Genomic DNA, 22,257 nt, shown 5'->3' with positions numbered 1-22,257 from the left:
TTCAGTAAAGGAGTGAGCCAATTGGATAAAGTTAAAAAAGTCATTTTATTATCTCATTGCGTGATAAATGAGAAATCAAAGGTGAAAAAGATCGAATTTAATCCGCCTGGGGATATTAAAGAATTTATTAATTTGCTCATAGATAATGAAATTGGAATTATACAACTACCTTGTCCTGAACTAACTTGCTATGGCTTAAAACGTTGGGGGCATGTAAAAGAGCAATTTGACACACCTCACTATAGGAAAATGTGTAGAATGCTATTTCAACCTTATCTCGAGCAAATTAAAGAATATCTTGCAAATGGATACGAAATAATTGGACTAATTGGCATAGAGGGTAGTCCTACTTGTGGAATATATAAGACATGCTCTGGTAAATGGGGAGGACAGTTAGGTAACAATCCTTATCTTCAGGATACTTTGAACACTATAAAATTAGCAGATGAAAGTGGAATTCTGATAGAAGAGATAAAAAATATTCTTAATGATAATAATATTTCTTTTCCTCTTATTGATTATAACAAGAATGACATGGCTACTTTTATGGAAAAAATTAAACCAATAATAAAATAAAGATTATAATAAAAAACCTTCATATTTGTTTTAAAAAATTTACTATATAATCAAGATTTATCAAGAGCTTTATAGGTTTAAAAAAACACGACCAACTTACATGGTCGTGTTTTTTTAATTAGTTATTTCTGGCCTCTTGCATTGCTCTTTCTCCTCTTTCTTGAGCATCTTTAAGAGCATCATCTATAGATTTTTCATTGCTGAATACTAGGTCTAACTCTTCACCTAAAACATCAAGAGCATTTATTTCTCCAATATTTCTTGCACCTTGGAAACCAATTTCCATACTTGGGAATGAAATGGCCTTTACTGGTTTTTCTTCTAAGAATGCTTTATAGCTATCTAACTCTTGTACTGATTTTCTAACAGGTAGATATCCTGTTTGTTGTGAGAAATATGCAGTACTTTCTACGCTTGTAAGGAATTTTACATATTCCCAAGCTGCTAATTTTTCCTCTGGTGATAAAGTGTTAAATACAGTCACATTTGTACCATAGAATAATTGGTCATTTGTTTTGTATCCTGGAAGTGGTGCTGCAAACCAATTTAATCCTTCCATCGAATCTTTTTCCAAGTAAGGAATTGATGATGTTGAAGCTACACACATAGCCGCTCTTCCTTGTTGTAGTGGAACGTTAGCATTTTTATCTTCTCCTGCAAGTCTTGCTATTTTTTCTTGTATCATACTATTTAAAAATTCTACTGCTTCTTTTGTTTCAGGTGTATTAAAGTTAATCTTATCTTCTTTTTCACTAATGATTTCTCCGCCTGCTTGTTTAACCCATGGTGCTATATCAGTTGAAAGATTATTTGCTAAAACTAATCCATATATTTCAGGTTCACCATTTCCATCTTTATCTACAGTCAGTTTTCTAGCTGCTTCTTTCCATTCGTCCCATGTTGTCGGTACTTCTAAACCTGCTTCATTAAGCATGTCCACATTATAGTAAAGAACCATTTGGCTTTTATTAAATGGCATAGCATACTGCTTTCCATCCCATATACCATCTTCTAAAAATAATTTTGGGAAATCATCAATTTCTTCTTTTGTTAATCCAACCTTTTCATTTTCTATATATGGGTTTAAATCTTCTACAAGTCCTTTAGATACATACCAAGATAATCTATTTGAGTATATTTGAGCTATTGCAGGAAGTTGCTTAGCCTTTGCCGCTCCCATTAATTTATCAAACAAATCTCTGTACCCGCCTTGATTTACAAGTTTTATAATTATATTTTCATTGGCTGCATTAAAGTCATCTGTTAGTTTTTGGAGAGCTTCACCATTTGCTCCACCCATTGCATGCCAAAATTCAATTTCGACTGGGCTGGTAATTTCAGTTGCAATTTTTGCTTCTTCAACCTTTGGTTCAGTAGTCCCATTTTGACTACCTTCATTGTTTGTTACATTTCCTGTTGCAGTATTTGAACTGTTACATGCAACAAGTCCCAAAACTAAAACTAATGATAATACTAGTGCTAAAAACTTTTTCACAAATATCCCTCCATGTTTTTTTACATAATTTTTTATATATAAACTCACCAAATGTGCAGTGAGTCTATTATCCTTTTATACCTGTACGTGATATCCCTGCAACTATGTGCTTTTGGAGAATCAAATAGATTATAAAAACAGGAACTATGATCATTGTAGAAGCTGCCATCAGCACATTATAGTCTATTCCTGCCTCAGAAGAAAAGGCGGAAAGTGCTACAGGCAATGTTCTCATGTGCTCTGAATTAGTAACTATTAGTGGCCACATAAATGAGTTCCAGCTGTTTATAATTTTAAGTATTGCTAGTGTTATAAGAGCTGGCTTTGCCAATGGGACCATTATTAGCCATAAAAATTTAAAGTCAGAGCATCCATCTATCTTTGCTGAATAATATAGCTGTTCAGGTATTCCAAGAAAGTACTGCCTAAGTAAAAATATTGCATATATACTTGCACACCAAGGAATTATTAAAGCCTTATATGAATCTATCCAGCCCAATTTACTTAGCGTAACAAAATTTGGTATTATCAAAACCTCTCCTGGAACCATCATAGTAGCTATTAGAATAGAAAACAGTAGCTCTCTTCCTCTAAACTTAATCCTAGAAAAGGCAAATGCAGCTAATATAGTTGTAATTAGCTCACCTACTGTAACCATAGCAGCTACAAAAACACTATTTAGGAAATACCTTTTAAATGGAGCAGATTCAAAAGCAATCTTGTAGTTTTCCCAAACTAGTTTTGATGGTATCCACTTTGGGGGCATTATTAGAACTTCATTGGATGGCTTAAGAGATGTTGAAATCATCCATATAAATGGTAAAAGAATAAACGTTGCCCCTAATAGTAAAAGCATATATATAATTGTTTTATATAAGAGTCTTTTTTTCATTGCCTTCTACTTCCTTTTAAAAGATCAATTTAAAAAATCAATAGTTAGTTTTCTTTTGTCCAATCCTAAGCTGAATTAAGGTAAATATTAGAATAATGACAAACAAAACAAATGCTGCTGCTGAGGCTATTGAAAACTGCCAATATCTGTTAAATTTGTTGTATATATAATAGACAATCGTAAGCCCACTCTTAAGGGGACCTGTCTGCTTATCGTATAAGACAAATACCTCATCAAACAGTTTAAAAGAGCCAATTACTGATGTTATTGATACAAAGAATAATGTTGGAGTAAGAAGTGGTATAGTTATGGAAGTAAATCTCTTCCATACAGATGCTCCATCTATTTTAGCTGCTAAATAATATTTTTCATCTATATTCTGAAGCCCTGCTAGGAAAATAATTATTTTGTACCCCATTCCCTTCCATACACTTAATAAAACTAGCATCGGTATAGTCATCTTAGGATTTGTCAGCCAGTTTATCTTATCTATACCAAATATCATGAGTATTGAATTTACCATCCCAAATTCTTTATTAAACATCCACCGCCATACTATTGAAACAGCAACAGTAGATGTGATAAAAGGTATAAAGTATACACTTCTAAAAAAATTCTTTAACTTTATATTAGAATTCAAAAGTAAAGCAAAGCCTAAAGAAGCGATTATGGACAGTGGTACTGCTCCTAAAACAAATATAAAAGTATTTTTAAGAGCCAGATAAAAGTCTGGATCAGTTAATACATATTGAAAGTTATCTAGTCCTCTCTTGTATACTTCATCTGTTAGATAATCAAAATCAGTATAAAAACTCATAGCAAGAGATTTTAAAATAGGATATATTTGAAATACAGTTATAATCAGCAAAGCTGGCAATAGATATAACAAGGCTTTAAGCTCTTTATTTTTAAGTAGCTTTTCTATTAATGCTGGTTTTTTCACCTTTAAACCACCTCTTTTACTATGGCTAGAAGATATGAAGTTTCTTAATCCCTAAAGCAATCCTATCTCCAATTCTTAAGTCTTGGTCCCAAGGAGCTACCATAATAATCTCCCATTTACCTACTTTTGTTTTTACATATATTTCTTTTCCTAAAGTTTGTAAGCTTATAATATTCCCTATAAAAGAATAGTCTTTGTCAGTTATATATATATCCTCAGGTCTGATTCCTATTGTCACATGTTCTTTGCTATTATTTAGATTAACTGTGTATTTATCTAAACTAATTTCTATATCTGAATCATCTACTTTGATAGAATTATTAGCCTTAAAATACTTCCCGCTTAAAAGATTAATAGGTGGATTTCCCAAAAATCTTGCAACAAATTCATTTGCAGGATTCATATACATTTCTTTTGGTGTGTCATATTGCTGACACTCTCCATCCTTCATCAATAATATTTTATCTGATATACTCATAGCCTCTTCTTGATCATGAGTTACAAATATGGTCGTAATACCAACTTGTTTTTGTATGTGCTTAATTTCATCTCTAAGCTCTATCCTTAATCTTGCATCCAAATTTGACAAAGGCTCGTCTAAAAGCAGTATTTTAGGTTTCTTAACTAAGGCTCTTGCAATAGCAACCCTCTGTTGTTGTCCTCCTGATAGCTGAGATGGTTTGCGATCTAGTAGCTCATCTATATGCATTAATTCTGCTATTTCCTTTGCTTGAGCCTCTGCTTCTTTTTTAGGGACCTTCTTCATTTTTAATGGAAACATTATATTCTTTAAAACAGTCATATGTGGATATAATGCATAGCTTTGAAATACCATTCCTATTTCTCTATCCTCTGCTTCTACTTCGTTTACCTTTTTGTCACCAAAAAAAATATCCCCAGAGGATAATTTATGAAGTCCTGCTATTAAAAATAGAGTAGTACTTTTTCCACATCCACTAGGACCCAGTATGGAAACTAGTTCTCCATCTTCAATAATTATATTAAGGTTTTTCACTGCATCTACTGTATCAAATTTTTTTGATAGATTTTCTAATTTTATTCTCATGTTAACACCTCGTTAATAAGGGCAATATATGGAACATATTATTCATTCGTAAAAGTATATTAACAACAAATCTAAGGTTAACACTTTTTCTGTAAAATTTAAAATTAAAAATTTCTATTGTTTTGTACAAGCTTATAGATATTTAAAATACTTCTCTTGTTTACTCTTTCACTTTTTTACTAATTGAATTTGCATAACTTTTCGTATTTGATATAATGTAAATGTTGATTAGGGTAAAATTTAAATTTGATCAGTAGGAGGGATAAAAAATGTCTGAAACAGTTTTGATATTTTTTATGGCATTCTATATGATATATATAATAACTTTCCAGATACCTAAAAAGATTAATGAGTTGGAAGATAAAATAGATAATTTGAATAGACAGTTAAAAGAGGTTAATCTTAAATTAATTGATGTTATTAATAAAGAAAATATAAGGTAGAAATATAAGATTCTTCGTAACCTTAATTTCTATATGTTGAGACAATAGAAAATGCTAATACAATAAATATTAGTCATTATGAAGGTTTTGAAGAATCTAAACTTTGGTCCGATGTTAACTGTATAATGTTATATTCTGTATTAGTAAGGACAAAACTATAATTATTGGCTAAAATGCTTTTTTAATCTTTCTCCAAGTGCTTTTTCTATGTAAAGCTCCTGTATATGCCAAAATTTCTTAAAGTCTAAATATTGTGATATAGCATCTTTATTTGGGTGAGGTGTTTTTATGGCCCTAATAAGTATATTTTTAGGAGTATGCTCCATGTCTATAAATTCTAAAAGCTGAGTCGAATAACCTAATATTTCTAAAATATTTGCTCTAATACTATCTGTCACTAAAGATGATAGCTTTTCTCTTATAATTCCATGCTTCTCCATAGGAATCATTATAGGATTATGTATGATATCAAAAAGCTCATGCTGACAGCATGGTACTGATAGTATAGCTTGAGCATCCCAGTTTACAGCTTTGACTAGGGCGGCATCTGTAGCCGTATCACAGGCATGGAGAGTAACCACCATGTCAACCTTATCCATTTCCTTAAAGTCCTTGATGTCACCATAAATAAACTTTAATCTATCATAGTTTAAATCACAGGCTACTTCATTGCAAAATTTTATAACATCTTGTTTTAAATCTAGACCAATAATATTTACATTAAGCTTAAGAATATCCACTAAATAATGATATAAGGCAAAGGTTAAATAAGACTTTCCACATCCAAAGTCAACAATATTAAGTTCTTTATCAGTCCTTATTTTTGGTATAACATCTGCAACCATTTCTAGAAATCTATTAATTTGTTTAAATTTATCATGTTTTTTTGAAAAGACTTTTCCTTTTTCATTCATCACACCAAGTCTTATGAGAAAATCATTTGGCTTACCTTCCTCAATAATATAAGTCTTCTTTCTATTATGGCTTAGATCTATAGTTTCTTTTGTAGGCTTCTTTTTTAGTACTGTAGCTTTACCTTTTTTGCTAATTAATATTTGATAATCTGCCTCTATTGTAAAAATCATAGCCTGTCTAAAATATTCATTTAACAAGTTATTGATTTCCAGAATAGCTTCATAAGAGTCTAGATTCTTATGAATAACCTTGCTTTCATATTCGTAAGTAAATTGAAATTTCTTTTCATCTTTTATCAGTACTGGTTTTATGTTGACTTTATTGAAAGTAGCTTGACTTTTCTTTTTAACATTACTCAGTACAGCATAAATAACCTTTTCGCTTCTTATTATATCTTCTATCAACAAACCTATACTTTCCATTATTATCTCTCCTAAAATAGACTCATTATTTGATTAAATATAGTGTTATTATTGTAGTCATAATTCTATTTAATATGTAAATAGCAGGAATTCCTAAATAAAACTTTTGTTTTTTTGTTTTATGATTAAAAAACACCATTCCAAATAGTACACCAATAGCTCCTCCAAGAAAGGCTAGTATGATTAGCGTAGCCTCCCTAACTCTCCAGTCTCCTTTTCTAGACTTTGATTTATCTATTCCTACTACAATGAATGAAATTAAACTAATTGCAATTCTATAGACTGTAAATGCTATTTCCAAATATGAAAAGTTACTTAAAAAACTAGGCACTATCATAATCCAATTCTCCTTTAGTCCTAACCTAATTTTTGATTTACCAAAGCTAATAAAATATCTTTATTATTTAGTTCAGGATTTTCTAGTACAATCTCTAATAAATAATTGAGCATGTCTCCTATTTCCTTGCCTTGAGCTACTCCTAGATTCATTATATCATGACCATTAATATCTAAATCTTTTACAGTCATTGGCTCTTTTTCATTGATTATTCTAATACACTCATTTCTCAAGCACTCAACATTTGTAAAATCATGTGGTGGTGCAGAGCCTTTTATATCTGCAAATTGAAGCTTAAAAAGTCTCTCTAGATTATCTATACCTACTTTATTAATAAATTTTTTTATGCTTTTCTCCCTCAAAAAATTATATCTAGACATATGTTCATTAACTAGGAGTCTTACAGTATCTATTGTCCTATTATCAAATTTAAGCCTTGTCAGTATCTTTTCTGCCATTTCAGCACTTACTTTATGATGTCCATAAAAGTGGCCTTTTCCATTTTCGTCTACTGTAAAACACTTAGGCTTTCCAATATCATGAAAAAGCGCTGCGAGTCTTAGAATAATATCCTTTTCTGTATTATCCAGTACCTCCATAATATGTTCAAACACATCTTTGTGATGATTTAGGTTCTTTTGTTCAAAACCAACACATTCAATAAGCTCTGGTATTATACATTCTATGAGTTTAAGCGAAACTAATGACCTAATTCCATAAGAGGGTCTATCTGTCATAAGTATCTTAATGAGTTCTTCTCTTATTCTCTCCTTGCTTAGATTATTAATAAGCTCTTTATTATCTGTCATAGCTAAAGCTGTATTTTCTTCAATTTCAAAGCCTAGCTGTGCAGAAAACCTTACTCCTCTTATAATCCTTAGAGCATCTTCACTAAACCTTTCATTAGGATTGCCTACAGTTCTAATTATCTTATTATTTAAGTCACTTTGTCCATTAAAACAATCAATCAATCCATCAACTTCATTGTATGCAAGGGCATTGATTGTAAAATCTCTTCGTTTTAAATCCTCATAAATATTAGTAGTGAATTCTACAGCTCTAGGTCTTCTATTGTCTACATAGTCCTTATCAGTTCTAAATGTTGTAACTTCAAAACTTTTATTATTTATCACTACTGTTATGGTTCCATGTTTCAGACCAGTAGGTATAGTATAAAAGTCTTTAAAAACTCTTTGTATATCCTCTGGTTTTGCATCTGTACATATATCCCAATCAAATGGTTCTATGCCTAACAGAATGTCTCTTACGCAACCTCCTACAATGTACCTAGAATATCCGTTACTTTTTAGCTTCTTGAATATGATATCAACCTCTTTAGGATATGTTAATTTCATGCCCTTTCTTCAACTCCTAATTACTTTTCTACTCTTCATTTTATACTATTTAGATTCTAAGTCAAACAAAAACTCATAAGCCTAGTTGCTTCTAGATTTTTATAGATTCATAGAAATCAAAATTCTTACTAGTTTCTTATTTATCTTATTTTAAATTCTGTTCATAAATCTAGTAGCAAATTAGGGCCAAGATTAATATACTACATTAGGACAGAGCAAAGGAGGGAAATGCATGGCTACAACCTTATTTAAACTTGTAATGAATGCTGTTACTACTACAATAACTGATACAAATCCAGAAGTTGAAAAATACTTTTATAAGCTTAGAAATAATGAAGTCGTAGGAAGTACTATAGTTATTCCTGCTGTTCAATTTACAGACGATGCTGGAAATACAATGACGGGAAACTTAGTAACTACTGATCCTGATAATGGATATTATTTGCTTTTTGTTAATGGTGCACTACAACAATCAAGTTTGTTTACAGTTAGTACAAATGGTTCTCAAGTCGAAATCCTTACTCAAGCGTCTACAGTTCCAATAAGTGCACCCATCACTTTAGTAGTAAATAACTTCGCCCCATCCTCAACTTCTACTACAACAGTAACAACCTAGAATAATATTCAAGGATGTGCATACTTGCACATCCTTTTAAAGTTAAACTTATTAGATCAAAACAGCAGAATAGCTTTGTCTAGAATTTTCTGCCTTCCCTGCTCAAATAACTCATTGTATAGAGATTCATTACACTCTTTATTGAGTATATTTAGAGCGTGATTTTTACAAATTTGAAGTATTAATTTGAATATATATGGCATTCTATTTTTTTCACTTAAATATACTACTGCTTTTTCTTCTTCTCCTAAAATCATGAAGCTACTTATAATGTAGGCAAGAGCAATCATATAAATAGGCATATCTTCTCCTATTTTTAAAAAATATTTTAGAGCTTCTTCAATTTTGTTATTCTTAAAATATATGCATCCCACTGTATAGTTTAAAAAATCTTGTCTTCGCTCAAAGTAAAAAGCCTCTATAAATGAATATTTTTTTTCAATAAAATTCAAATACTCGTTGAAATTTATTTTTAAAATATCTACTAATTTTTCTATGGCTTCTTGATTTAAGGGGTCATTTATTATTATGTTTAGATATGCTGTTAAAGCTTCTTTATATTTACTTGTTCTTAAAAAAAAGTCCCCTATGTCTTCATAGATTTTTACGATTGTAAGATTTTCAGCTTTAGAAACATAAGTATCTTTATCTGGGTTATTATCATCTAGGCCTAAGCTATAATAAAGTTCTATTAAATCCTTACTTGGTTTAGAAGATACTTGAGCTTCGAAAATATTTAAATCATAATAGTTAGTATTCATTTTGATAATGCTATTTATCCATTGGACAATCTTGTTAATGAAATTCTTAGCCCATACTAAATGTTCTAGCCCTTCCAATGACTGAAAATTTCCTAAATTAATTATTTTCTCAGCTGTTTCTATGTATCCATTATTCAATAGACTTACTATAATTTTTTGCTTAAATTCCTTCTGCTTTTGTTTATTAGATATAAAATAAAAGATGTTTTCTAAAGTTTTATAATCATTTATCTCTGCCCATACTTCTGCTATATTGATATACTGCTCCTCTTCTCTTTCCTTTAAAATTAGCGGTAGTAATAACTGAGCCTTATCTTGTTGTCTTAGCCATAAAAAGCTTTCCATTAGAGAGTTAACAATTTCATATTCCTGTGCGGTTGTTAAAATATAATCTGATTCACCTTGAGCTAGCAGCTGGTGTAATGTTATATATAATCTTTTTGTTTCCATGCGTATATTTTCTATTTTAGTCATTTCTAATATTAACTGTTTAGCCTCTTGCCATTGGCTATTAGACCAATACTTTTCTACAAGCTTCAGTAGAGCATGATTGTAAAAAGAGCTGTCTCTATTAATAGCAGTGAAATAAAACATTGCTTTTCCTAAGTCTCCTAGCATTAAGTGACAAGTAAATTTAATGCTTTCACTTTCTTCTCCTTTTCCTATTAAATTTTCTAAGTACTCTACAAGTTCTAAAACTCTTTTATATTCTCTTTTTTGAAAAAAAATATCCATAATTGTCACTAATTTTTCAATATCCCTTTCCTCAATTGCTGCCTTTAATATATTATCTAATAAATCAATAGAACTGATCCTTTTAGCCAACTTACCAATTTTATATAATAGTTCTCTATTTTTATGGTTTATTTTATAAGCCTGCTGGTAATAGACACTAGCACGTTGATAGTTAAATAAGCTACCATGTATATCGCCGAGCTCTTCAAAGATAACCGAAATATCAACCTCTGGCTTAGGCACCATAAGATGCGATTGCTTCATCGTTTTAATACTTATTTCTAAATCTTTAATAGCCTCATCATACTGTTTAAGTTGTTTACGTATCTCTCCTCTTAGGACAAACAAATCAGTATATAAGGGAAATGCTTTTATCCCCTCCTCCAAAACATCTAGTGCCTTATGATATTCATTTATAGTAATCAATGCCCAGCTTAAGCACTTAAACAAATGTGGAGCAAATAAATAATCATAATTTAAGTTTTTTCTTGATATTTCTAAGCATACTATGCTTTCTCTATATCTTTTTTGATTTAATAACTCTATTCCATATATATATTGTAGATAGCTATCTTCAAAGTGGTTATTAGTATCCTCTTCTAATAATTTTATAAAAATGTCAAACTTACTTGCCAAGTTATGATTAGATTGTTGAAGAATATGAATACCTGACTCTCTTACATTCCTTAATATTTCATCTGGAATTCTTTCAAATACTCTATGCTTAAAGCGATATTCCTTGCGATTCCTAAACAAGCGCAGAGATTGAACTGGAGAATGAATTCGATGCTTTTCAAAATTATAGTCTATATCCAATAGATACCCTTCTATATTTGGATTATCTAAAAGTAAATGGATATTTTCAAACTCTTCTTTAAGAATAAGCTCGTTAGCTTGAAGAAATAAAACCCATCTTCCTTTAGCTTTATCTAAGCAAAAATTCTTTACCTCGCTGAAATCATAGTTCCATTTAAACTGATATACTTTAGCGCCTATTTGCTCTGCTTTACAAATAGTTAAATCTTCTGATCCAATATCTACTACTATTATTTCATCTACAAAATCTTTGATACTTAACAAACTTTTTTCAATATCCTGTTCATCATTATATGTTATGACACAGAAACTTAAGTTTTTTTTCCTGGACATAAATTAATGATTCCCCTCTCTATCTCTTTGAAGCAGTTTATACATTTTAGATGCCAAACCATATTCTCCTATCATAAAGTAGCAATCTCCCAATTTTTGTATGACTTCCTTGTCGTATTCGTAAAACTTTAGATAAGCTTCGTATATAAAAATAGCTTCTCTAAACTTATCCTGTTTGTATAGTATTAGTGCATAATTAAATAGAATATCTCCATTCTTTGAGTCCAGCTCATATGCTCTATGAAAGTACTTTTCAGCATTTTCCCAATCATTTACTCGATAAAGAAGTACTCCTATATCATTTAATATACAGGAATTAGTAGGATTTTTAGTTAACTGGTCTAGTTTTCTATCTAAATCTTCAATGATATTCAAAACCTCACTCCTCATTATATGCTCTCTAAGTCTACAAGAAGGCTTTCTAGGACCTCAATAGCATCTTCCAAGTAAACCGATAAGCTTTGACAAACAACATTTAAATGATAGAAGAAACTATGCTGAATTTCAAAAACTTTTGCTATCTTATCTGGACTATCAATAACTCCTATGCTATTTAATAGATAAAAATATACAAAGATAACTTGCTGACAAAAACACCTGACCAAGTCATCCTCTATAAAAAGCTGGTAGCTATCTATATGTTCCTTGAAAGTTTTTTCTAAGACACCATAGTTATTATCAATATCTTTTTCTTGGGATAAACGAAGCATATCTTTACATTTCATTTGTCTGCTAACTGCTTCTCTGCTTAATTTACGAAAAATACTAGAATATTCTTCTACACTTTTGATAAACTTTTTAAAGCCTTCTTTTCTCTCCAATATTGAGATTTTGTCTTTACCATCTTTTATTAATTCATGTACTCCATATGGCACTTTTTGAACACAGTATTTCTCTATAACTTGATCTAATTTACTATATATACTTCCCTTTATTTTTGCTCCTCCTTCTGTTGCATTAATAAATACTTTTTCAGGATAAGAAGCAATTTTCATCTCTAATCCACGTTTAAAATCCACCCATAATTGGTTAGAAGGAATCATTCCTCCTTCATTGCCTTCTACGCACACAATTGGTTTAGATTTTAATATTTCTCTTGCTCTTTTTCCCTTTTCATGTGAGTAAACTGCGTCCTTACTGTGAGTTTTACCATCTGATCCATATGCATAATCTTGCCCTACAAAGACAATTGGATTAGCCCCCAAATATATGGCTATTTCTAATGCAAGATGAGAAACATTTGCCCCTGCATTAATAGCACTTCCATCTCCAACATATCTGTTTATCCATTGATTAATAGCTTCTTGACTGCGAAATACTGGAATTTTAGCACCATTAAAAGATGGAAACACATTCTTATCTACAATTCCCAGACAAATTAAAGATATATCTTCTGGATATTTTATGTTTTCAAAATGATAGGTATAAGTATATTTTGTTCGCTCAATAATAGTTAAAATATCAGGTTTAATACGGTTTTTTATTAATGGGATTATTGCTGATTCTGTAGAAATAATCAGTCCTTTGTTTTGGACCTTTTTTAACTGGTGTATATTTTTATCTAGTGATGGTCCATTAGCCACAATAAATGCAGGGACATCCTTAAATTTATCTTTCAAATCACTAATGTAAGGATTCAGTATTATCTCTTTCATATTATATAGCAAATTGTGAAGCCCAATTAAATTATCTAAATGATCATTTCCTATATAAAATACAAATAGCCCCAGCTGTGAGAACACATGCTTATGAATCTCAATGTATTTTTCTTTAAAATTTCTTTGCGCCACTAAAGAAAATGCTATGGTAGGTGATGTACAGTTAGCAAAAATAATGCTTGAAAATAAAATATTAAGAACTTTAGAGAATTGGTGGATGTCCCCAATGAGGAAAGCTATTTTCTGCGTATTGATGATAGGTTCTAGATCAAAATAATAAAGCATTGCTGCAAATATATAAATGTTTTGTTCAAAAAGAACTACTATAGTATGGGGTTGTTTCTTGGAAAAGACCTCAAATAAAGAGTATCCAAACCCAGAGCCATACAGAAAAACAGCTCCACTTCCTTTCATATTAATAGCTTTACACCAGGTTTCTGCTTCTATTAACGGTCTTTCGCTATTTATCTTAAAGCTTTTATTCTCTTCATGATATATACAAATTGGATGCCCTTCATCATTATAGTTTATTTCAATCCTCTTCCATAATTCCTCCTCATCTATTTGTAAGACTATTTCTCTCAACCAAGGAGTTAAGAGCTGTAAGTTTTTCTTGAAAATTTCTTTCCTCTCATTTTCTTTAGCTATAATCACTACTATCACACTCCCTAATCCATTCTTCTGTTGCTGGCAAAATTCCATATTCTAATATATCTATCATTTCTGCTACATCACAGCTTTTCATTGAATTATAAAGTATGTGTAATTTTGGCAGTACTTGATGGATTATCATATTCAGGTTGTCAATTTTTTGATGACTTTCTAATAAGTTTTCTAAATCCTCTATACTAATTAAAAAAAAATTTAAGCCAGTATTGTCATCAGCCTTCCTAAAGTTCTCAATGGTATATATTAAAGAATTTTGAAGTCTCTCAATTTTCTTTTTAAACGGAGTCAATCTTTTCACCTTCATTTTCCCTCTGGAATAATACTTCTTTCCAACCATAATACTGATATGATTCTATATTTTTAAATGTATAGTATACTGTAGCCTGCATTCTAGCATTAAACATGTCAATTGCATGTTTAATTTGATTCAATTCCTCTATCGTGATAAAAAATTCCTTCATACTTATGGCTTCTTTTCTAATCTCCTTTAATAGCTTTTTTACTTCAGCTATATTACACGCATAGTAAAGTACACTTTGGACTTTACTTTTATACTCATTATAATAAGACTTATTATCTTGACAAATATCTTCTATTATTCTCATTCATTCCCCCCTGTAGTTACCAAGCGCTTAAACCACCATCTATAATAATACTCTGTCCAGTTATATAGCTAGAAGCTTCAGACGCTAGGAAAACTAACGCAGCTACCATTTCATCTGGTTTTCCCATTCTACCTAATGGTGTTCTAAATGAGTAATTATTCTTAAAAGTTTCGTTCTGTCCACTTTCATTTCCACCTAATATTAATGTGTTCACACGAATGTTCCTGTCTGCCCAATAGGTTGCCAAATATTTACTAAGTCCAATTACTGCAGCCTTTGAAGCAGAATATACAGCAGGAGTATTAATTTTTCTGTTTAAATAATAAGAGCCTTCGTAAATTCTATGATCAGGTGCTAGCATCCCATAAATTGATGATGTTTGAATTATACTTCCTCCCTTTCCCTGACTAGCCATATGAGAACCAATGGCTTGGGCTACTAAAAACATTCCGCCTAGATTAACAGACATGATTTTATTCCATTTTTCTAATGAATATTCTTCAAAAGGAGCAAAGAAGGCTTCTAAGTCGTCTGATTTACTGGCAGCATTGTTATGCAAAATATTAATTTCTCCAAACTCCTCAATTACTTGATGAGTCATTGCTTTAACATCCCTTGGAGAAGAAACATCACAAGCTATTCCTAAGCATTTATTTTTATATTTATTCATTAGTTCCTTTGCAAAATTATCTACTTTCTCTTTATCTAGATCTACTACTACTACATTAGCCCCAAATTCAGATAGGCCATCGCAAAATTTTTTTCCAAGTATCCCCACCCCCCCTGTTACTACTGCTGTCTTATTCTTTAAGTCAAATAATTCTCTATATGATATACTAGTCATTTTTTATACTCCTTTTACTTATTAATAGATTGACAATCTCGAAATCTAATTCTGAATCAATATCTATGGATCTCTCTTCTGGCATAATATATAGAATCGTATCTTCATTATAGATTGTGTTTTGCTTTAACAGAGCATCCCTTCTCCATGCATAGATAGAAGCATTCAAATCATAACATTTAGGTGCATCCTGTCTGCAAAAAATTGGTCTTGATAATGATTTTGATAATTGTACTTTACCTCTATGGTCTATTTCAACAATATTGAAATAAGGGGAGCGTCTAGCAGGTGTACCAGTAATTACGTTAGATACTAGATTTTTTTCTAATAAATCTACAACATTTTTTATATCAGATATATACCTAAGTGGAGAAGTTACATCTAGGTCCACTATTGTGTCAAAAGTTTCCTCATTTAGTTCTTCCATATGTAGCAAAGCATGTCTAACTACAGGAATCTTAGGAGCTCGGTCCGTAGCAAGGCTTGTTGGTCTAGTTATCAAAAAATCTGCTCCCCATCTATTTGCTATATCAAGTATTTCTGTACTATCACTACTTACTGCTATAGCTTGGAACAAGTTGGACTCCTTCGCTTGTAAAATACTATATGCTAATAGAGGTTTGCCCCCAACTTCTCTAATATTTTTATTAGACACTCCTTTTGAACCAGAACGTGCACAAATTGTGCATAATCTTTTCATCTCTTTATCCACTTACTCTCCTTTGCCGCCCCCTCTATACAATTAATCATCTCTATTATTTTTAAACCCTCTTCTATAGTACATAAAAACTTATCATCTCTGTCTATAATTGCCTTATGCTGCATATAGTAGGTATAGTCGTAATCAAGATCATATTTTATTAACCTTTGGTTTATGTTAAGCGTCTGCTGCACTAAGTCTGCTTTAATAGAATAATTTTCAGTTATAATTGTCAGCTCTCTTCTACTAATTCGATCTAGATAATTGAAATGCACTTGTGCCACAGGACATTTCTCCATATCTAGTATCAAACTATACATATCTTCACTATCTATTTGTAGAGAACTGTATTTCCCTCCTATAGCAACTATAGATTTCCAATCATGAAAAAACCAATTGAGATAGTCTAGTTCATGACTGAGGTCAAGTAATACTCCCCCTCCTTCCTTTTTCTTAGCTGAGTAATTCTCTCTATAATCTCGTTCAGGCCTCCAGTATGGTAAATACTGTCCTACATATACTTGAACATAAAAAACTTTTTCATTTCTGATGATTTTAAACACCTTTTGAAGTATTGGATGAAATCTTAAATTATACCCTACATATACCTGCTTAAAAGCATTTTTAGGAATCGGTTTAGTAGTATGAAAAAGAGGTTTTTCAACAAGTACTACACCATCAAAACCATATTTAGCAATTTCTACTAAAGAATCATAGTGCTTATAAGTTTCATTAGCAATTACAATGTAGTCCGGCTTTTCATTTATAAGGGCATCATATAAGCAAGTATATTTTATAGGAAAATCTACCTCTCTTTTGCTTACAACAGCTACTTTACATTGTAGTTCATTTAGAACTTTTGCATGCCTCTTTCCAATTGAGCCAAAGCCTACAACAACGCACTTCATCTAAATACCTCATTAAAATCAAATTTAGCTTGATTAAAATCTTCAATCCTCCCAATATCCATCCAATACTCTCTCACTGGAAAAACTGAAATTTTTTCATTATTAGACAACATAATTTCAAATAGCTGATTCATATCATAATAAGAGTTTCTCGGTATCTTACATAAAACTGATGGGTTTAGTACATATATTCCTGCATTAATAAAATTTGTAAATACAGGCTTTTCTTCAAACCCTATAAGTGTATCTTGATTTATTTTAACTACACCATAGGGTACTTGGAAATCAAAACTACGAACAGCAATAGTGGCTTCAGCCTGCCGCTCTATGTGAAAGTTGACAAGTTGCTCAAAGTTGACTTTAGTTAAAATATCTGCATTAATTACAATAATTGGACTATCTGTCTCAACCTGAAACAAACTCAATGAGCCAGCTGTTCCCAATGGTATTTCCTCATGTATATAGTAAATCTCAACTCCCCACTTAGAACCATCTCCAAAATAGTCCTTTATTTTTTTCCCTTTGTAATTAATAGAAAAGCAAAATCTATAAAATCCCTGTTCTCTTAATTGATTTAATGTAATTTCTAAAAGTGGCTTTTCTCCAATTAATAGCATTGGCTTAGGACAATTATCAGTTAATGGCCTTAGTCGGCTCCCTAAGCCACCAGCCATTAATATAATCCAATTTTCCTTTTTAGAAGTATGAAGTAAATCATCTATTCTATGAATTCCTATAACGTGACCAGCATCATCTACTATAGGAAGATGTCTAATTTTATTGATTTTAAATATTTCTAATATGTTCTTTTTATTCTTATTTTCTCTTATAGTAATAGGATTTCTATTCATTATTTTTTCAATTGTATCGTCTAATGATATACCATTTAATAATCCACGACGAATATCTCCGTCTGTAACTGTACCTAATAATTTATTATCTTGACTTACTACAAGTGCAATTTGTAAAGAATGTAAATCTATAATCTTAATAGTCTCATGAACTTTAAATTGAGGTGATACTAATACTTTTTTCCACTCCTCCATGATGCATCTATCCCTTCATAATCAAAATCCGTTCAAATTACTTGGCTGGAACCCCTTTTACTATTTTATGATTGGGTACATTTTTTGTGACAACAGCACCTGCACCAACTATTACATCTTTGCCAATAACCAGCTTTTCAGAAATTGATTTACCTTGAAGAATACATGCATTGGTACCTATAAAAACCCCCTTAGATAATTTGACATTTCCTGATATATTAGCACCTGGAGAAATAGTTACAAAATCCTCTATAATACAGTCATGTGTAACCGTACAATTAAAATAATATATACCAAAATTGCCTACTTGAATATTATTAGTTAACCTAGCCCCTGGAAAAACAATGTTGCCAACCTTCTCTCGTAACTTCGTTAATTGCCTATAACCAAAAGTTGAATTAGGGTGTATTAAATTAATATAATCTAAATATTGATATCTTTTCCATACTTCTTGACGTATTTTAGGACTACCAATTCCAATTATAAATTTATAATTATATTTAGTAAGTGTATGTATATCTTTTTCACTAACTACTGAAAAGCAATCTATATTTCCACCTTTAGTTTCATCTATGAACACAATTTTCTCATAGCCTAAGTCAATAGCAATGTCACATACTTCACGAGCAAAGCCTGATGCCCCAAAAATAGCTATTTTCATGTAATCATCTCATCCTTTATATAGGACTTAGCTGCAGGCTTGCCTAACAGCCCCCAAAGTTCTATAGGCGTTAGTCCTCCCCCTGGCCTCTTAACAGTTAGATTTTTCTCAGTAAAAACTTCTCCTTTATTAATATCACATGCAGCAACTAAACTTTTACGAGTAATTTTTTGATTTTTTAATTCTGATATAGATGGTTTCTTGTACGAATTTCCAAGAGCCTTTTCTACCTGTCGTATACCCTGAATCATCTGAGCTAATTCCTTAGGTTCTAAAGAAGCTTTGTGATCTGGACCTGGTAGACTTCTATCTAAAGTTATATGTTTTTCTATAACACCAGCACCTAGCGCCACTGCTGCCAAAGGTACTGCTATCCCTAATGTATGATCTGAATATCCAACTGTCAGACCAAAGCATTGTTTCAATGTGGATAATGCCTTAAGGTTGATTTCTTCAATAGGTGCAGGATACTCTGTAGTACAATGAAGCAATGTAACCTTTGTAGCTAAAAGTCTTTGACCTATTTCAGAATAGTATGCTTCTTTAAAAGCCTCTTTGGAAGGAGTCCCCTTTTTTCCTTCAATATATCCATAGGCGAGGACTCCTAGGGCTTCTTCTATATCTCCTAAAGTAGACATTCCCGTGGAAAGTATAATCTTTTTATTAAATGAAGCTGCTTTTAACAGCAAAGGTGCATTAGTTATTTCTCCAGATGCAATTTTTATAATAGGTAAGTTTAGCTTGTCAGCCAAAAAATCCAAACTTTCTAAATCAAAAGGAGATGATAGGATTTGGATATGTCTAGAAATGCAATATTCTTTTAGAATAAAATGTATTTCTCTGCCTAGCTCCAATTTTTTTACCATTTCATATTGAGTTTCTGAAGGATTAGTATTTTTTATTTGATAACTTGCTTTAGGCGTAAAAGGACCCATTATATTCTCTGTTATGAAAGTTTGAAATTTTACTGCATCTGCACCGGCTTCAGCAGCTACATCTATTAATTTCTTTGCCAATTCTAATGATCCATTATGGTTTACACCTATTTCAGCTATTACAAATACTCTATTACTCATATTTCACCTACTTTATGAAAGTGTTTTTTTAGTAGACTATTATAGTTATTAATTGATTTAATTACATTAAGAATTTCAATGCTACTCTTCCCATTGCCATAAGGATTTACTACATCAGAGCAATCTTTTATAAAAGCTTGGTTAATAGCTTTTTCAATTTCGTATTTTTCTGGAGCACAATTTATTACTGAAGAAGCTAAAATTCGTCCTTCTTGTCTATCTCCAATATTAACTGTAGGCTTTTTAAAAGATGGTACCTCATATACTCCACTAGAAGAATTGCCTACCACTGCATCTACTTCAGCAATAAGACTGAAATATATCAGTTGCCCTAATGAAGTATATACTACAGCGTTTGAATGTATGGCTATAAAATTATCTAATAATTTTATAATTCCTTGTCCTTCTGGGTCAGCATTTGGTTTAGTGAACATCAGTCCAACATTTGGACCAAGACTATGAAGTGCTTCTAGCAATTCTTTAAATTGCTGAGTTGAGTGCTGATAATCAAGTGTAACAGGATGAAAAGTTATTAATAAATTTTTTTCTAAAAAAGTAAAATCAAGAAGTTTTTCTAACTTCTTCCGATCAAGTAGCTTTAGACTCATAATTCTATCTATTCCAGGACTTCCTACATTAAAAATTCTTGAGGGATCTTCTCCTAGTTGCTTAACTATTTTTTTGGAATCTTCATTTGTGACAAAGTGTAGATGAGACATCTTTGTGATGCTATGCCTTATTGCTTCATCAAAGGAACCTTCTGTTATATCTCCTCCAGCTATATGTGCAATAGGAATCTTAGCTACCAGTGCAGCCTGTGCAGCTGCAAAAATTTCATATCTATCACCAAGTAATATTAAAACATCTGGCTTTAGCTGCTCAAAGGCATCTGCAAAACCAATAATTCCTACACCAATTGACTTAGCAACTCCTATAGAAGTATCAGTTGATAAAAGCATTTCTACTTTATAATTAATAGTGAAGCCATCTTTTTCAATCTCTTGATATGTTAAGCCAAACTCTGGAGACAGATGCATGCCAGTAACAACTAGCTGAAGTTGTAAATCATTATCCTTTTCTATTTCTTTCATCAATGTGTACAGCAACCCATATTCTGCACGCGAACCAGTAACCACACAGATTTTTCTCTTCATATACTCCTCCTATCTATGCTGTTAATTAGCTATCACATACCTTAAAAATTATATCTATTCCATTTATAGCCTGCTAGATTGTCAGAGTTAGTAAACCACTCTATAGTTTCTTTTAGCCCTTTAACAAATCCAGCCTTCCCACTATATTTAGGAGCCCACCCAAGCATTTTCTTTGCTTTAGAGGTATCAGCACAAAGACGCTCTACTTCACTATTCACGGGCCTAATCCGTTCACTTTCAGTTCCAATTTCAATATCAACCCCCATAATCTCACAAATGGTCTTCGCAGTATCTTGTATAGAAATCTCAAAGCCACTACCTATATTAATAACCTCGCCAATAGAATTATCACATTTAGCAATCTCGATAAAGCCTTGAACAGTATCTTTTACATAACAAAAATCCCTAGTGGGAGTTATAGAGCCTAACTTAATTTTCCTCTCACCTTGTGCTACTTGTGTGATAATAGTTGGTATTACTGCTCTAGCTGATTGCCTCGCCCCATAAGTATTAAAGGGTCGAATGATAGAAACTGGTGTAGAAAAGGAATTATAAAAAGAAATGGCCATTTGATCTGCACCAATTTTAGATGCAGCATAGGGAGATTGACCTTGTAAAGGATGTTCTTCAGATATTGGAACAAACCTTGCTGTCCCATAAACCTCACTAGTAGATGTATGGACTACTTTTTCAATTTCCAATTCTCGTGCAGCCTGTAAAACATTTAGTGTTCCTTTTATGTTTGTATCAATATAGGTGTTAGGCGAGTAATATGAGTAAGGTATAGAGATTAAAGCTGCTAAATGAAATACAATATCACAGCCTTTCATTGCCTCTTTTATTCTCCAAGGATCCCTAATATCACCTGAAAATATTTCTATTTCCTTTATTAATTTTTTAGGACATTCTTCAAGCCATCCCCAAGAATTAAATGAATTATAGTATACAAAGGCACGAACATTATATCCTTTTCTGACTAGTTCCTCTGTTAAATGTGACCCAATGAATCCATCAGCTCCTGTAACCAACAATCTTTTTCCATGTAACTCCATCATATCCCTCCAAAACATAATCCTTCTTTCTTTATACAATTTATTTTGAATTTTTATAAATAGAACAATAAAATAAGAGTTGTTTATCTATGACTATTACATAGCGGAACAGAAATTATGCCAAATACATATAATGATAAAAAAATCATATAATCTCTAACTATTCTGGAGTGATAATT

At 31.5% G+C, this 22,257-nt stretch carries 23 protein-coding genes; 3 read left to right on the top strand and 20 right to left on the bottom strand.

Annotated features, from left to right (window positions below):
- Positions 1-21: 21 nt before the first annotated feature.
- Positions 22-576 (top strand): CD3072 family TudS-related putative desulfidase, encoded by a 555-nt coding sequence (locus DW1_RS07935; RefSeq protein ID WP_074350076.1) that lies wholly within the window; start codon positions 22-24, stop codon positions 574-576.
- Positions 577-694: 118 nt separating this feature from the next.
- On the opposite strand, the gene DW1_RS07930 is transcribed toward DW1_RS07935, so the two are convergent.
- From DW1_RS07930 to DW1_RS07915, 4 genes are all read right to left on the bottom strand, one after another.
- Positions 695-2,071 carry an ABC transporter substrate-binding protein gene (locus tag DW1_RS07930; protein WP_074350075.1) on the bottom strand — a complete coding sequence of 459 codons (1,377 nt, stop codon included), beginning with the start codon at positions 2,069-2,071 and terminating at the stop codon, positions 695-697.
- A gap of 67 nt (positions 2,072-2,138) precedes the next feature.
- Entirely contained in the window at positions 2,139-2,963 is an 825-nt protein-coding gene (locus tag DW1_RS07925) for a carbohydrate ABC transporter permease (RefSeq protein WP_074350074.1), read from the bottom strand.
- 37 nt (positions 2,964-3,000) lie between these two features.
- Positions 3,001-3,906, bottom strand: coding sequence for a carbohydrate ABC transporter permease (locus tag DW1_RS07920; protein WP_143474383.1), 906 nt, complete (start codon positions 3,904-3,906; stop codon positions 3,001-3,003).
- Between the two features lie 25 nt (positions 3,907-3,931).
- Complete coding sequence (locus DW1_RS07915; protein ID WP_074350073.1) at positions 3,932-4,972, bottom strand: ABC transporter ATP-binding protein; 1,041 nt, start codon at positions 4,970-4,972, stop codon at positions 3,932-3,934.
- Positions 4,973-5,241: 269 nt separating this feature from the next.
- On the opposite strand from DW1_RS07915, the gene DW1_RS15540 reads away from it, so the two are divergent.
- Entirely contained in the window at positions 5,242-5,415 is a 174-nt protein-coding gene (locus tag DW1_RS15540; protein WP_159433572.1) for a hypothetical protein, read from the top strand.
- A gap of 161 nt (positions 5,416-5,576) precedes the next feature.
- Here the strand turns inward: DW1_RS15540 and DW1_RS07910 are convergent, their stop codons facing one another.
- Genes DW1_RS07910 through DW1_RS07900 form a run of 3 tightly spaced genes read right to left on the bottom strand, consistent with a single transcriptional unit; the run spans position 5,577 to position 8,444 of the window.
- Entirely contained in the window at positions 5,577-6,752 is a 1,176-nt protein-coding gene (locus DW1_RS07910; RefSeq protein WP_074350072.1) for a class I SAM-dependent methyltransferase, read from the bottom strand.
- A gap of 25 nt (positions 6,753-6,777) precedes the next feature.
- Positions 6,778-7,089: a DUF1294 domain-containing protein gene (locus DW1_RS07905; protein WP_074350071.1), complete on the bottom strand. Its 312-nt coding sequence runs from the start codon at positions 7,087-7,089 to the stop codon at positions 6,778-6,780.
- Positions 7,090-7,109: 20 nt separating this feature from the next.
- Complete coding sequence (locus tag DW1_RS07900) at positions 7,110-8,444, bottom strand: CCA tRNA nucleotidyltransferase (RefSeq protein ID WP_074350070.1); 1,335 nt, start codon at positions 8,442-8,444, stop codon at positions 7,110-7,112.
- 232 nt (positions 8,445-8,676) lie between these two features.
- On the opposite strand from DW1_RS07900, the gene DW1_RS07895 reads away from it, so the two are divergent.
- Positions 8,677-9,060, top strand: a complete 384-nt coding sequence (locus tag DW1_RS07895) for a DUF4183 domain-containing protein (RefSeq protein ID WP_074350069.1) — start codon at positions 8,677-8,679, stop codon at positions 9,058-9,060.
- A gap of 56 nt (positions 9,061-9,116) precedes the next feature.
- On the opposite strand, the gene DW1_RS07890 is transcribed toward DW1_RS07895, so the two are convergent.
- The 13 genes from DW1_RS07890 to DW1_RS07830 are packed head-to-tail and all read right to left on the bottom strand — an operon-like array spanning position 9,117 to position 22,078.
- Complete coding sequence (locus DW1_RS07890; RefSeq protein WP_074350068.1) at positions 9,117-11,705, bottom strand: glycosyltransferase; 2,589 nt, start codon at positions 11,703-11,705, stop codon at positions 9,117-9,119.
- A 3-nt stretch (positions 11,706-11,708) separates the two neighbouring features.
- Positions 11,709-12,080, bottom strand: coding sequence for a tetratricopeptide repeat protein (locus DW1_RS07885; protein WP_074350067.1), 372 nt, complete (start codon positions 12,078-12,080; stop codon positions 11,709-11,711).
- 14 nt (positions 12,081-12,094) lie between these two features.
- A complete protein-coding gene (locus tag DW1_RS07880) occupies positions 12,095-14,017 on the bottom strand; it encodes a motility associated factor glycosyltransferase family protein (RefSeq protein ID WP_074350066.1) in 1,923 nt (640 codons plus the stop codon).
- Entirely contained in the window at positions 14,004-14,336 is a 333-nt protein-coding gene (locus DW1_RS07875) for a hypothetical protein (RefSeq protein ID WP_143474382.1), read from the bottom strand. Before DW1_RS07875 ends, DW1_RS07880 begins: the two co-directional genes overlap by 14 nt.
- Positions 14,308-14,637, bottom strand: coding sequence for a hypothetical protein (locus tag DW1_RS07870; RefSeq protein ID WP_074350064.1), 330 nt, complete (start codon positions 14,635-14,637; stop codon positions 14,308-14,310). The genes DW1_RS07875 and DW1_RS07870 overlap by 29 nt, the downstream gene beginning before the upstream one ends.
- 16 nt (positions 14,638-14,653) lie before the next feature.
- A complete protein-coding gene (locus DW1_RS07865) occupies positions 14,654-15,481 on the bottom strand; it encodes an SDR family oxidoreductase (RefSeq protein WP_074350063.1) in 828 nt (275 codons plus the stop codon).
- The gene (locus tag DW1_RS07860; RefSeq protein ID WP_074350140.1) at positions 15,474-16,181 is read right to left on the bottom strand and encodes an acylneuraminate cytidylyltransferase family protein; all 708 of its coding nucleotides are present in this window, start codon (positions 16,179-16,181) and stop codon (positions 15,474-15,476) included. The genes DW1_RS07865 and DW1_RS07860 overlap by 8 nt, the downstream gene beginning before the upstream one ends.
- Positions 16,178-17,089, bottom strand: a complete 912-nt coding sequence (locus tag DW1_RS07855) for a Gfo/Idh/MocA family protein (RefSeq protein WP_074350062.1) — start codon at positions 17,087-17,089, stop codon at positions 16,178-16,180. Before DW1_RS07855 ends, DW1_RS07860 begins: the two co-directional genes overlap by 4 nt.
- Complete coding sequence (locus tag DW1_RS07850; RefSeq protein ID WP_074350061.1) at positions 17,086-18,135, bottom strand: nucleotidyltransferase family protein; 1,050 nt, start codon at positions 18,133-18,135, stop codon at positions 17,086-17,088. The genes DW1_RS07855 and DW1_RS07850 overlap by 4 nt, the downstream gene beginning before the upstream one ends.
- A gap of 37 nt (positions 18,136-18,172) precedes the next feature.
- Positions 18,173-18,796, bottom strand: a complete 624-nt coding sequence (locus DW1_RS07845) for a NeuD/PglB/VioB family sugar acetyltransferase (RefSeq protein WP_074350060.1) — start codon at positions 18,794-18,796, stop codon at positions 18,173-18,175.
- Positions 18,793-19,872: an N-acetylneuraminate synthase gene (gene neuB, locus DW1_RS07840; protein WP_074350059.1), complete on the bottom strand. Its 1,080-nt coding sequence runs from the start codon at positions 19,870-19,872 to the stop codon at positions 18,793-18,795. The genes DW1_RS07845 and neuB overlap by 4 nt, the downstream gene beginning before the upstream one ends.
- The gene (gene neuC / locus DW1_RS07835) at positions 19,869-21,026 is read right to left on the bottom strand and encodes a UDP-N-acetylglucosamine 2-epimerase (RefSeq protein ID WP_074350058.1); all 1,158 of its coding nucleotides are present in this window, start codon (positions 21,024-21,026) and stop codon (positions 19,869-19,871) included. The genes neuB and neuC overlap by 4 nt, the downstream gene beginning before the upstream one ends.
- 41 nt (positions 21,027-21,067) lie before the next feature.
- Positions 21,068-22,078 (bottom strand): NAD-dependent 4,6-dehydratase LegB, encoded by a 1,011-nt coding sequence (locus DW1_RS07830; protein ID WP_074350057.1) that lies wholly within the window; start codon positions 22,076-22,078, stop codon positions 21,068-21,070.
- Positions 22,079-22,257 lie beyond the last annotated feature (179 nt).

The organism is Proteiniborus sp. DW1, assembly GCF_900095305.1.
Classification (GTDB): Bacteria; Bacillota; Clostridia; order Tissierellales; family Proteiniboraceae; genus Proteiniborus.
This window is presented reverse-complemented; position numbering and strand designations above follow the sequence as displayed.

What these genes read in the sequence shown, in the direction of transcription:
- DW1_RS07925 (WP_074350074.1), bottom strand. Translation starts at nt 2,963, where the DNA reads ATGAAAAAAAGACTCTTATATAAAACAATTATATATATGCTTTTACTA.
- DW1_RS07915 (WP_074350073.1), bottom strand. Translation starts at nt 4,972, where the DNA reads ATGAGAATAAAATTAGAAAATCTATCAAAAAAATTTGATACAGTAGAT.
- DW1_RS15540 (WP_159433572.1), top strand. Translation starts at nt 5,242, where the DNA reads ATGTCTGAAACAGTTTTGATATTTTTTATGGCATTCTATATGATATAT.
- DW1_RS07910 (WP_074350072.1), bottom strand. Translation starts at nt 6,752, where the DNA reads ATGGAAAGTATAGGTTTGTTGATAGAAGATATAATAAGAAGCGAAAAG.
- DW1_RS07905 (WP_074350071.1), bottom strand. Translation starts at nt 7,089, where the DNA reads ATGATAGTGCCTAGTTTTTTAAGTAACTTTTCATATTTGGAAATAGCA.
- DW1_RS07900 (WP_074350070.1), bottom strand. Translation starts at nt 8,444, where the DNA reads ATGAAATTAACATATCCTAAAGAGGTTGATATCATATTCAAGAAGCTA.
- DW1_RS07895 (WP_074350069.1), top strand. Translation starts at nt 8,677, where the DNA reads ATGGCTACAACCTTATTTAAACTTGTAATGAATGCTGTTACTACTACA.
- DW1_RS07890 (WP_074350068.1), bottom strand. Translation starts at nt 11,705, where the DNA reads ATGTCCAGGAAAAAAAACTTAAGTTTCTGTGTCATAACATATAATGAT.
- DW1_RS07875 (WP_143474382.1), bottom strand. Translation starts at nt 14,336, where the DNA reads ATGAAGGTGAAAAGATTGACTCCGTTTAAAAAGAAAATTGAGAGACTT.
- DW1_RS07870 (WP_074350064.1), bottom strand. Translation starts at nt 14,637, where the DNA reads ATGAGAATAATAGAAGATATTTGTCAAGATAATAAGTCTTATTATAAT.
- DW1_RS07865 (WP_074350063.1), bottom strand. Translation starts at nt 15,481, where the DNA reads ATGACTAGTATATCATATAGAGAATTATTTGACTTAAAGAATAAGACA.
- DW1_RS07860 (WP_074350140.1), bottom strand. Translation starts at nt 16,181, where the DNA reads ATGAAAAGATTATGCACAATTTGTGCACGTTCTGGTTCAAAAGGAGTG.
- DW1_RS07855 (WP_074350062.1), bottom strand. Translation starts at nt 17,089, where the DNA reads ATGAAGTGCGTTGTTGTAGGCTTTGGCTCAATTGGAAAGAGGCATGCA.
- DW1_RS07850 (WP_074350061.1), bottom strand. Translation starts at nt 18,135, where the DNA reads ATGGAGGAGTGGAAAAAAGTATTAGTATCACCTCAATTTAAAGTTCAT.
- DW1_RS07845 (WP_074350060.1), bottom strand. Translation starts at nt 18,796, where the DNA reads ATGAAAATAGCTATTTTTGGGGCATCAGGCTTTGCTCGTGAAGTATGT.
- neuB (WP_074350059.1), bottom strand. Translation starts at nt 19,872, where the DNA reads ATGAGTAATAGAGTATTTGTAATAGCTGAAATAGGTGTAAACCATAAT.
- neuC (WP_074350058.1), bottom strand. Translation starts at nt 21,026, where the DNA reads ATGAAGAGAAAAATCTGTGTGGTTACTGGTTCGCGTGCAGAATATGGG.
- DW1_RS07830 (WP_074350057.1), bottom strand. Translation starts at nt 22,078, where the DNA reads ATGGAGTTACATGGAAAAAGATTGTTGGTTACAGGAGCTGATGGATTC.